Below are 11,180 nucleotides of genomic sequence, written 5' to 3' on the forward strand. Positions count from 1 at the left end.
TTACTCCAATTAAATTAATTCGTTATTAGATTTGAAAAAACGTACTTTCTTTCCGTTTTCATCTCTAAAACCAACACGATCCGCTTTCCCAGTAGCTGGGTTTAAAATCGCAACGTTGGAAACATTTAAAGGTGCTTCTTTTTCAACAATCCCACCAGGCTGCTGTAACTGAGGTACAGGCTTAGTGTGCTTTTTGATCAAGTTAATACCTTCAACAAATACTTTGCTTTCTTCTACAAGAACTTTGGTCACTTTACCAGTTTTGCCCTTGTCTTTTCCTGCAAGTACGATTACTTCATCATCACGACGAATTTTAGATGCCATTATCGTGACTCCTTAAAGTACTTCTGGTGCAAGTGAAACAATTTTCATGAACTTTTCATTACGAAGTTCACGTGTCACAGGACCGAAAATACGAGTACCAATTGGTTGTAAGTTAGCATTTAACATTACAGCCGCATTTTCATCAAAACGGATGGTAGAACCATCTGAACGACGAACACCTTTCTTAGTGCGCACCACTACTGCAGTAAGAACATCACCTTTTTTAACCTTACCGCGAGGATTTGATTCCTTCACTGCAATTTTAATGATATCACCAATGCGTGCGTAGCGACGGTGCGAACCACCAAGAACCTTTATACATTGTACACGTCGAGCGCCGCTGTTATCAGCTACGTTCAATTGTGATTGCATTTGGATCATTTAATATGTCTCCGCTAAATTATCTTATAAAAGATTAAATTCAAGGCCAGAAATTTGACCCGTCACTGCCTTCTAAAGCCCACTCACAACGAGCGGGCGCGAGATTATAACACCACCGGTTAAAAAGTGATACCTTAAATTAAGAAAAAATGAACAATGTGGCAGAGTTAGCTGTATCAAGACTTATAGTAAGTATATTCACTGAATATTTATTGTTCTGGTAAGTTAGATAATTCATATTTTAAAATAAAACGTAGTTATAAAACCTTTCTACAAACAAAGTAATTAATAACGCTTTAATTTATAAATACGGAGGGTTACTGCTAAAATTATTAAACATTACAGCCAAATGTACTTTATCGAATATATAGGTGAATAAGAAATGCATTCTTAATATGCTTTCCTACCACAGTACATATATTGAGTACTTCAATTAACCTAGATTTGGATATTTGTATAAACACTAACAAGTATCTCATTACCCCTCCTTTAATATAAAGAATTAAATTTATATTATTTGTCAATTACCTAAAAACTATGCTGTCTTATTAGGGTCTGTTATATTTTCTAGGCATAAAAAAACCCTACCAAATAAATGATAGGGTTTTTTGTATAACTATTTAACGTTAATTATTTTAACAATAAATTACGCTTTAGTGATTATGTCAACCAAAGTCCAGTTTTTAGACTTAGAAATTGGAGCACATTCACGAATAGTTACTACGTCACCTGGTGCACATTGGTTAGTTTCATCATGTGCTTTCAACTTAGTTGAACGAGTGATGAATTTACCGTACATAGGGTGCTTAACACGACGCTCAATCAGGACAGTGATAGACTTATCCATTTTGTCACTGATAACACGACCTTGTAGTGTACGAACTTTAACTTCGCTCATTACTTACCTGCCTTTTCAGTTATGATAGTCTTAACACGCGCGATATTACGGCGTACTTGTCTAAGCAAGTGAGTTTGCGCTAATTGACCAGTGCTTGCTTGCATGCGGTAGTTAAACTGCTCGCGAAGTAAGCCTAATAATTCAGCGTTTAGCTCTTCAATGCTTTTATTTTTAAGTTCACTAGCTTTCATTACATCACCGTTCTAGTTACGAAGGTTGTTTTGAATGGCAGTTTAGCAGCTGCTAATGCAAATGCTTCACGTGCTACAGATTCAGGAACACCTTCCATTTCATAAAGAACACGACCAGGAAGAATTTGACATACCCAATATTCCACTGAACCTTTACCTTTACCCATACGAACTTCTAATGGTTTTTTAGTAATTGGCTTATCAGGGAATACACGGATCCAAATTTTACCTTGACGCTTAACGTGACGAGTCATAGCTCGACGAGCTGCTTCAATTTGACGTGCAGTCATACGACCACGCTCAAGTGATTTCAACCCGAAAGTACCGAAGCTAACAGCGCTACCAGTGTGTGCAAGACCACGGTTACGCAGTTTAAATTGCTTACGGAATTTAGTACGTTTTGGTTGTAACATTACTTATTCCTCTACTTACTGCTCTTGCGGTTGTTTTTTCTTTTAGGCTTAGCAGCTGGTTGCTCTGCTTGTAATGGCATATTGCCAATAATTTCGCCTTTAAAGATCCAAACTTTAACACCGATAATACCATAGGTAGTATTAGCTTCAGCTGTTGCGTAATCGATATCAGCACGTAAAGTGTGTAATGGAACACGACCTTCACGATACCATTCAGCACGAGCAATTTCTGCTCCGCCTAAACGACCGCTAACTTGAACTTTAATACCTTTAGCACCTAAACGCATTGCATTTTGTACTGCACGCTTCATAGCGCGACGGAACATAACACGACGCTCTAATTGACTAGTGATACTCTCAGCAACTAACTGCGCATCCATTTCAGGCTTACGTACTTCAGCAATGTTGATTTGAGCTGGAACACCAGCAATTTTTGATACTTGTAAACGTAATTTTTCTACGTCTTCGCCTTTCTTACCGATAACAACACCCGGACGAGCAGTGTGAATTGTTACGCGGATAGATTTAGCTGGACGCTCAATTACAACCTTAGATAATGAAGCACGTTTTAACTTTTCAGTTAAGTATGCACGAACCAAATGGTCACCGTGCAAATTAGCAGCAAAATCTTTATTACTTGCAAACCAAGTAGACGCGAAAGGTTTCGTGATACCTAGGCGTATACCGTTTGGATGTACTTTTTGACCCATACTAATATCTCCTAGCTATCAGATACAATCACAGTAATGTGGCTTGTACGCTTAATTATACGATCGGCACGGCCTTTCGCACGAGGTCTAATACGCTTCATTGTTGGACCATCGTCAACCATTATAGTTTTAACGATTAGTTCATCAATATCTGCACCTTCGTTATGCTCAGCATTAGCAATTGCTGAATCAAGTACTTTTTTAACTAACACTGCAGCTTGTTTATTGCTGTAAGTTAATATTTCAAGTGCTTTTTCAACATGTAAGCCGCGGATTTGATCCACAACTAAACGTGCTTTTTGAGCAGAACCACGGGCAAATTTATGTTTAGCAATAGCTTCCATTTAATTTCCCCTTATCTTTTCGCTTTCTTATCCGCAACATGGCCGCGGTAAGTACGAGTTGGTGCAAATTCTCCTAATTTGTGACCGATCATTTCATCAGTTACAAATACAGGTACGTGTTGACGGCCATTATGGACAGCTATGGTCAATCCGATCATATTAGGTATGATCATTGAACGACGGGACCAAGTTTTAATTGGCTTTTTATTCCCGCTTTCCAGAGCTTTCTCTACCTTCGTCAACAAGTGCAGGTCTATAAATGGACCTTTCTTGAGAGAACGTGGCATGGTGAATCCTCTTTACTTAGTTAGTACTATTTAGTACGACGACGTACGATAAATTTATCGGTACGCTTGTTTGAACGAGTCTTGTAACCCTTAGTTGGTACACCCCAAGGTGATACCGGATGACGACCGCCTGAAGTTTTACCTTCACCACCACCGTGTGGATGGTCTACTGGGTTCATGGCAACACCACGAACAGTAGGACGAACACCGCGCCATCTTGAAGCACCAGCTTTACCCAAAGAGCGAAGCATATGCTCAGAATTACCAATTTCACCTAATGTAGCACGACAATCAGACTCAATTTTACGCATTTCGCCTGAACGTAAACGTAATGTTACATACGCGCCGTCTTTAGCTACTAATTGAGCATATGCACCAGCTGCACGTGCGATTTGAGCACCTTTGCCTGGTTTAAGTTCAATTGCGTGTACAACACTACCTAAAGGAGTATTGCGTAATGGTAATGTATTACCTGGCTTAATTGGAGCGTCTACACCTGACTGGATAACATCACCAGCAGTTAGGCCTTTTGGAGCCAATATGTAACGACGTTCGCCATCTGCGTATAATACAAGTGCAATATTAGCTGTACGATTTGGATCATATTCCAAACGTTCAACTTTTGCAGGGATACCATCTTTAGTACGTTTAAAGTCAATCATACGGTAGTGTTGTTTATGACCACCACCAATGTGACGTACTGTAATACGACCGTTATTGTTACGACCACCAGACTTTGATTTAGTATCAAGTAATGGTGCGTAAGGCTTACCTTTATGCAACTCGGCGTTAACCACTTTAACTAAGTGGCGACGACCCGGAGAAGTAGGTTTACATTTTACTATAGCCATTTTTAACTGCTCCTATGATTCCGCGCCGACGAAGTCGATTTCGCTACCTTCAGCAAGAGTTACATATGCTTTTTTCCAGTCGTTACGACGACCGATACGAGCACCTGTACGTTTAGTCTTACCTTTAACATTTAGCGTACGAACACCTTCGACAGAAACTTCGAAAAGCTTCTCAACGGCTGCTTTGATTTCAGCTTTAGTAGCAGTAGTAGCAACTTTGAAAACAACAGTGTTGTTTGCTTCAGCAGCCATAGTGCTTTTCTCAGAAATGTTCGGCGCTAAAAGCACCTTTAACAAACGTTCTTCGTTTATCATGATAACATCTCCTCAATTTGCTTAACTGCAGTAGCAGTCATCAAAACTTTTTCGAAACCAACTAAAGAAACTGGGTCAATACCGTCTACATCACGTACATCAACTTTATATAAGTTGCGTGCTGATAAAAATAAATTTTCATCAACTTCTGGAGTTACGATTAATACATCTTTTAACTCCAAAGCGTTAAGTTTAGCTACTAACTCTTTAGTTTTTGGTGTTTCTACTGCAAAATTTTCTACCACAATCAAGCGTTCTTGACGAACTAACTCAGATAGGATACTAGCGATAGCACCACGGTACATTTTACGGTTAACTTTTTGGCTGTGGTCTTGAGGTTTAGCAGCAAATGTTACACCACCTGAACGCCAAATTGGACCACGAGTTGTACCAGCACGCGCACGGCCAGTACCTTTTTGACGCCAAGGTTTCTTGCCGCCACCGCTAACTTCTGAACGAGTTTTTTGAGCACGAGTACCTGCACGAGAACCTGCTGCGTAAGCAACAACTACTTGATGTACTAATGCTTCATTAAACTCACGTCCAAAAGTTGTTTCAGAAACTTGAAGAGCGCCTGAAGCGTCTTTTAATGCTAATTCCATCACAAATCTCCCGGACGTTAGGCTTTAACAGCTGGTTTAATGATTACGTTACCGTTGATTGCACCCGGAACTGCACCTTTAATAAGGAGCAAGTTACGTTCTGCGTCAACGCGAACCAATTCAAGGTTTTGTGTAGTTACTTTCACAGCCCCCATGTGACCAGACATTTTTTTGCCTTTGAAGACACGACCTGGTGTTTGACACTGGCCGATAGAACCGTTTGAACGGTGAGAGATAGAGTTACCATGAGTAGCATCTTGCATTGAAAAATTCCAACGTTTGATACCGCCTTGGAAACCTTTACCTTTCGAAGTTCCAGTTACGTCTACTAATTTAGTGTCGTTGAATAATTCAACAGTAATATTACTGCCTAATTCAAGACCTTCACCTTCATTTGCATCTAAACGGAATTCCCACAGGCCACGACCTGCTTCGATACCAGCTTTAGCAAAATGACCAGCTGTTGGCTTGTTAGTACGATTAGCTTTTTTGCTACCCGTAGTAACTTGAAGCGCTGAATAACCATCGTTGTCAACAGTTTTAACCTGAGCAACACGGTTGGCTTCAACTTCTAGGACTGTAACAGGCGTTGAAACACCATCTTCAGTGAAGATGCGAGTCATACCTACTTTACGTCCAACTAGACCTATAGTCATGTTAAAAACCCCCTATTAACCCAAGCTGATTTGAACATCAACACCAGCTGCAAGATCTAAACGCATTAATGCGTCAACAGTCTTTTCAGTTGGTTCTACGATATCAATTAAGCGCTTGTGAGTACGAATTTCGTATTGATCACGAGCATCTTTGTTAACGTGTGGTGAAGTCAAGATAGTAAAACGTTCTTTACGTGTAGGTAGTGGAATTGGTCCACGAACCTGTGCGCCAGTACGTTTAGCAGTATCTACGATTTCAGCAGTTGATTGATCAATCAAACGATGATCGAACGCTTTCAAACGAATGCGAATTCTTTGATTTGACATGAATCAAATCCCCATTTTAAAGAACAACAAAACACAGCCCATCACCTTTCAATATATTAAAGGGGGGTGTGTCGCTATATATATCATTCAATCCCATATCGGGATTGCTGTAATCTGAAACTCAATCGATAAAATTTCAGTATAATCACGTTAAGCATGCTCAACGTGGAGGCGTATTATACATAACAACTAAGTTAACGCAACTTTTTATTACGTGTCTGTTTAATCGTACCTATATATAAGCAGAAGAATTCATTTTTTGTTCGACACTGAGTAAGGTCATTGAGTAATAACTAGATGTGTGCTGTAAAGCTTTAATGTCAACTCATCCATTGTATAAATTTTCCTAAAGTTATATTTATGCTTTACCGTTTTACGATTTAACCTGCCAATAACGTAAACTGACTTTTTATAACTTGATTAAATAGCACTTAAAAAGTGTTTAACCATATATTTTGTTTTTCTCATCATTTAATGATTCAACACTTGTCTCAGATAATAAGTAAAGCACATTACATAAAGTGATTAATTATCAAACTATTTTTTACCTTAGATATAGAATGCGCTCAAATAATTAAAGTTAACTATTTTTTTTATGTAGATTTATTTTTAGTAATGGTATACTCGCGCGCAAATTTTCAACAATTCCGCTTTTTTAGTAGAACTTAAAATAGAGTAAAGTAATGGCAGATTTATCTAAATACAGAAATATTGGTATCTTCGCTCATGTTGATGCTGGTAAAACCACAACAACTGAACGTATCCTTAAATTAACCGGTAAAATTCATAAAACTGGTGAAGTACATGATGGTGAGTCTACGACTGACTTCATGGAGCAAGAAGCTGAGCGCGGTATTACTATCCAGTCTGCAGCCGTTACTTGTGAATGGAAAAAGCACCGTTTTAACGTAATTGACACTCCTGGTCACGTTGACTTTACTGTAGAAGTTTACCGTTCATTAAAAGTTCTTGATGGTGGTGTTGGTGTATTCTGTGGTTCAGGTGGTGTTGAACCTCAATCAGAAACTAACTGGCGTTACGCGAACGACTCAAAAGTAGCCCGTTTAATATTCGTTAACAAATTAGACCGTTTAGGTGCTAATTTTTACCGTGTAACAGACCAAGTAAAAAAAGTATTAGGTGCTCACCCACTTATCATGACTTTACCAATTGGTGAAGAAGATGATTTCGTTGGTGTTGTAGATGTACTTAGCCAAAAGGCTTATGTTTGGGATGACACTGGTCTTCCTGAAAACTACGAAATCACTGATATCCCTGCTCACATGGTTGATGATGCCGCTATATACCGTGAGCAAATGATTGAGACTGCTTTAGAAGCAGACGAAGATCTATTAATGGATTACTTAGAAGGTGAACTTACACCTACTGAAGAGCAAATTAAAGCATGTATTCGTAAAGGTACGAACGAATTAATGTTCTTCCCTACATACTGTGGTTCAGCATTCAAAAACAAAGGTATGCAACTTCTTCTTGATGCTGTTGTTGACTACTTACCTTGTCCTACGGATGTTAACCCTCAACCTTTAACAGATGAGTTAGGTGAACCTACTGGTAAGTTTGCTGTTGTTGATACTGAAGCAACATTTAAAGCGTTAGCATTCAAAATTATGGATGACCGTTTTGGTGCACTTACTTTTATCCGTATCTATTCAGGTAAACTTAAGAAAGGCGATACCATATTAAACTCATTCACAGGTAAAACTGAACGTGTTGGCCGTATGGTAGAAATGCAAGCTGATGACCGTACTGAATTATCTGAAGCACAAGCTGGTGATATTTTAGCTATCGTAGGTATGAAAAATGTACAAACAGGTCACACATTATGTGATCCTAAAGATCCTTGTACATTAGAAGCTATGGTATTCCCTGCTCCAGTAATCTCAATTTCTGTAACACCGAAAGATAAAGGTGGATCTGAGAAGATGGGTATTGCTATCGGTAAGATGGTTGCTGAAGATCCTACTTTCCAAGTTGAAACTGATATTGATTCAGGCGAGACAATCCTACGTGGTATGGGTGAGCTTCACTTAGATATCAAAGTAGATATTCTTAAGCGTACATACGGTGTTGATTTAGTTGTTGGTAAACCTCAGGTTGCTTACCGTGAAACAATTACTCAAGCCATTGAAGATTCTTACACACATAAGAAACAATCAGGTGGTTCTGGTCAGTTTGGTAAAATTGATTACCGTATTCGTCCTGGTGAGCCAGGTTCTGGTTTCGTTTTCAAATCGTCAGTTGTTGGTGGTAATGTTCCTAAAGAATTCTTCCCAGCTGTTGAGAAAGGTTTCAAATCTATGATGGATACCGGTACTCTTGCTGGTTTCCCTGTATTAGATGTTGAAGTAGAATTATACGATGGTGGTTTCCATGCTGTAGATTCATCTGCTGTTGCTTTTGAAATTGCTGCTAAAGGTGCTTTCCGTCAATCAATTCCTAAAGCTGGTGCTCAATTAATTGAACCAATTATGAAAGTTGATGTATTCACACCTGAAGATCATGTTGGTGATGTGATCGGTGACCTTAACCGTCGTCGTGGTATGATCAAAGATCAAGAACCTTCTTCTACTGGTGTTCGCATTAAAGCTGATGTTCCTCTTTCAGAGATGTTTGGTTACATCGGATCGTTACGTACAATGACATCTGGCCGTGGTCAATTCTCTATGGAGTTCTCACACTATATGCCTTGTCCTAACAACGTTGCTGAAACTGTAATATCTGAAGTTAAAGAGCGTAATGCTAAAAAGTAATTTTAACTTAACAAGTTAATATTAAGGGCCTCGCATATGCGGGGCTTTTTTATACGTGAATTTTATGCTGTTATACGGTTTATACTAAACGCATTAATGAATTAACCTATTTTATACGAAGAACGAATTGTCAAATATACAAATTCATCGTTCCAGACTGAACCTAAGCACCTACTGCCTGTACGCGAGGTATTATTCACTTTAATACGATGTAATTAGCCATTCAAACAAGTATAAATAATCAATAGGTAATTACGATTAGTATTATTTAAAAGATTAAAATAATTGTCGGGAAAATTGACTTTACAACGTCTTAATAACGAACTATTTAATTAATTGAGTCATTACAAGGATAACAATCATGAAATATCTATGTTTAATATTTGAAGCTGAAACATTAGCAGAAAAGCGTGATGAAAAAGCTAACCAAGCATTATTTGCTGAATATGATGAATTCACTAAAGAAATTGAAGCATCAGGCAATCATATTGGTGGCGAAGCACTACTCCCCACTGACACCGCAACAACTATTCGTGTGAGAAATGGTGAAACTCTACTAACTGATGGGCCTTTTGCTGAAACTAAAGAACAACTAGGTGGTTACTATCTTATTGAAGCTGCTTCTTTAGATGAAGCCATTGAAATAGCCTCTCGTATTCCGTCAGCTAAAGATGGCTGCGTAGAAGTTAGACCTGTAATGCTTATTGAATAACTATAAAGCTTACTCATGGATATAGCGCAGCTGATACAGCGACATTATGGAGCTACTTTGGCGTGTTTAGTCAATAAGTTAGGCGACATCAGCTTAGCTGAAGATGCGCTACAAGAAGCAAGTATTGCTGCGCTTAACCATTGGGGGAATGAAATACCTAAATCACCACAAGCATGGTTGATTAGAGTTGCTTCTAACAAAGCCATTGACCTATTACGAAAAGAAAAACCTCAACTTTCAGTTGAACTTGAATGTATTACAGTAGAAATCATTAATTTTGACAATGAAACTTCTGGGGATGCAGTGCTTAGGCTTATCTTTATCTGCTGCCACCCAGCTATAAATATGGAAAATCAATTACTAATGACGCTAAAGCTTGTTATGGGCTTTAATCTACGTGATATATCAAGAGTTTTACTTACATCAGAAAAAACATTAGAACAGCGCTTAACGCGTTCTAAACGCAAGATAAATGCTAATAAAATATGTTTAGACCTACCTTCACGAGACAAGCTCAAAAAACGACTCAGTGTCGTGATGCATGCCCTCTATCTTATTTTTAATGAAGGTTATCATTCAAGCTCTGGCAACAAGCTGTTATGCAAACAAATATGCAAGCAGGCTATTTTTATGGTAAAACTTCTGTGCCATTACTACCGCGATCAATCAACATGCCTTGCTCTTCTTTCTTTAATGTTATTTACCCATGCGAGGAGCAATGCGCGTTGCGTGCACTCGTTTATTCCTTTAGAAGACCATGACAGAAGTCTCTATGATCAACAAGCAATACAAGAAGCTGATATTCTATTGCAAAAATCTTTACGTATGGGTGAAGTCAGCTCTTATCATATAGAAGCAGCTATTTCTGGTTTACACAGCCAAGCAAAAAGCCATAATAAGACGGATTGGCAGCAAATCTATTTGCTATATAAAAAACTATTAACTTACCAATATTCTCCCATTATTCAGCTGAATACAGCAGTTGTTGATATGATGTTGAACCAATATGATACTGCAGAGGCTACACTAAAATTGATTGCAGATACATTAGCAAGCTACCCTCCATTTTATTTAGCGCAAGCGAAACTCTATCTACATACCAATAAAACACACCTGGCAATCCAAGCATACGAAACAGCCATTACACTGTCACATAACACAGTTGAAAAAACATATATCAAAATAAAACTGAAATATTTAAAAAAAAGAACTTTTTGAAAGACAAAAAAGGATGCCGAAGCATCCTTTTTTAAGTTCTGTATCTGACAAAAATTAGTCGATAATTTTTGAAACTACACCAGCACCAACTGTACGACCACCTTCACGGATCGCGAAGCGTAAACCTTCGTCCATCGCTACTGGGTTGATCAGCTCTACAACAAACTTTAAGTTGTCGCC

Annotated in this window: 17 protein-coding genes; 3 read left to right on the plus strand and 14 right to left on the minus strand. The window is 38.5% G+C overall.

Annotated features, from left to right (window positions below; genetic code table 11):
• Nucleotides 1-9: 9 nt before the first annotated feature.
• From rplX to rpsJ, 13 genes are all read right to left on the minus strand, one after another.
• A complete protein-coding gene (gene rplX, locus B0X80_RS11800) occupies nt 10-324 on the minus strand; it encodes a 50S ribosomal protein L24 (protein WP_076420837.1) in 315 nt (104 codons plus the stop codon).
• 12 nt (nt 325-336) lie between these two features.
• Entirely contained in the window at nt 337-705 is a 369-nt protein-coding gene (rplN, locus tag B0X80_RS11805) for a 50S ribosomal protein L14 (protein ID WP_070375069.1), read from the minus strand.
• 646 nt (nt 706-1,351) lie between these two features.
• Nucleotides 1,352-1,603: a 30S ribosomal protein S17 gene (gene rpsQ / locus B0X80_RS11810; RefSeq protein ID WP_077340495.1), complete on the minus strand. Its 252-nt coding sequence runs from the start codon at nt 1,601-1,603 to the stop codon at nt 1,352-1,354.
• Nucleotides 1,603-1,794: a 50S ribosomal protein L29 gene (gene rpmC, locus B0X80_RS11815; RefSeq protein WP_077340497.1), complete on the minus strand. Its 192-nt coding sequence runs from the start codon at nt 1,792-1,794 to the stop codon at nt 1,603-1,605. Before rpmC ends, rpsQ begins: the two co-directional genes overlap by 1 nt.
• Nucleotides 1,794-2,207, minus strand: coding sequence for a 50S ribosomal protein L16 (gene rplP / locus B0X80_RS11820; protein WP_077340498.1), 414 nt, complete (start codon nt 2,205-2,207; stop codon nt 1,794-1,796). Before rplP ends, rpmC begins: the two co-directional genes overlap by 1 nt.
• Nucleotides 2,208-2,218: 11 nt before the next feature.
• Entirely contained in the window at nt 2,219-2,917 is a 699-nt protein-coding gene (gene rpsC, locus B0X80_RS11825; RefSeq protein ID WP_076420827.1) for a 30S ribosomal protein S3, read from the minus strand.
• Between the two features lie 11 nt (nt 2,918-2,928).
• On the minus strand, nt 2,929-3,261 hold the full coding sequence (rplV, locus tag B0X80_RS11830; protein ID WP_077340499.1) for a 50S ribosomal protein L22: 333 nt from the start codon (nt 3,259-3,261) through the stop codon (nt 2,929-2,931).
• Nucleotides 3,262-3,272: 11 nt separating this feature from the next.
• Nucleotides 3,273-3,548, minus strand: a complete 276-nt coding sequence (gene rpsS / locus B0X80_RS11835) for a 30S ribosomal protein S19 (RefSeq protein WP_076420823.1) — start codon at nt 3,546-3,548, stop codon at nt 3,273-3,275.
• Nucleotides 3,549-3,574: 26 nt separating this feature from the next.
• Complete coding sequence (rplB, locus tag B0X80_RS11840) at nt 3,575-4,399, minus strand: 50S ribosomal protein L2 (protein ID WP_077340500.1); 825 nt, start codon at nt 4,397-4,399, stop codon at nt 3,575-3,577.
• A 12-nt stretch (nt 4,400-4,411) separates the two neighbouring features.
• Entirely contained in the window at nt 4,412-4,714 is a 303-nt protein-coding gene (rplW, locus tag B0X80_RS11845) for a 50S ribosomal protein L23 (protein ID WP_076420819.1), read from the minus strand.
• Nucleotides 4,711-5,316, minus strand: a complete 606-nt coding sequence (gene rplD, locus B0X80_RS11850) for a 50S ribosomal protein L4 (protein ID WP_077340501.1) — start codon at nt 5,314-5,316, stop codon at nt 4,711-4,713. Before rplD ends, rplW begins: the two co-directional genes overlap by 4 nt.
• 17 nt (nt 5,317-5,333) lie before the next feature.
• Nucleotides 5,334-5,972, minus strand: coding sequence for a 50S ribosomal protein L3 (gene rplC, locus B0X80_RS11855; RefSeq protein ID WP_077340502.1), 639 nt, complete (start codon nt 5,970-5,972; stop codon nt 5,334-5,336).
• 15 nt (nt 5,973-5,987) lie between these two features.
• Nucleotides 5,988-6,299 carry a 30S ribosomal protein S10 gene (rpsJ, locus tag B0X80_RS11860; RefSeq protein ID WP_019026497.1) on the minus strand — a complete coding sequence of 104 codons (312 nt, stop codon included), beginning with the start codon at nt 6,297-6,299 and terminating at the stop codon, nt 5,988-5,990.
• Nucleotides 6,300-6,982: 683 nt separating this feature from the next.
• Between rpsJ and fusA the strand changes: the two genes are divergently transcribed.
• The 3 genes from fusA to B0X80_RS11875 all read left to right on the plus strand — a co-directional run bounded on the left by fusA (nt 6,983) and on the right by B0X80_RS11875 (nt 11,000).
• Nucleotides 6,983-9,070, plus strand: coding sequence for an elongation factor G (gene fusA, locus B0X80_RS11865; RefSeq protein WP_077340503.1), 2,088 nt, complete (start codon nt 6,983-6,985; stop codon nt 9,068-9,070).
• Between the two features lie 361 nt (nt 9,071-9,431).
• Nucleotides 9,432-9,782 (plus strand): YciI family protein, encoded by a 351-nt coding sequence (locus tag B0X80_RS11870; protein WP_077340504.1) that lies wholly within the window; start codon nt 9,432-9,434, stop codon nt 9,780-9,782.
• A 15-nt stretch (nt 9,783-9,797) separates the two neighbouring features.
• Entirely contained in the window at nt 9,798-11,000 is a 1,203-nt protein-coding gene (locus B0X80_RS11875; RefSeq protein ID WP_077340505.1) for an RNA polymerase sigma factor, read from the plus strand.
• Between the two features lie 54 nt (nt 11,001-11,054).
• Here B0X80_RS11875 and B0X80_RS11880 read toward each other — a convergent pair.
• Nucleotides 11,055-11,180: EF-Tu C-terminal domain-related protein (locus B0X80_RS11880; protein ID WP_077340506.1), on the minus strand; the 126-nt coding region annotated here is incomplete at its 5' end.

This window comes from Pseudocolwellia agarivorans, assembly GCF_002000085.1.
GTDB classification, from domain to species: Bacteria; Pseudomonadota; Gammaproteobacteria; order Enterobacterales; family Alteromonadaceae; genus Pseudocolwellia; species Pseudocolwellia agarivorans.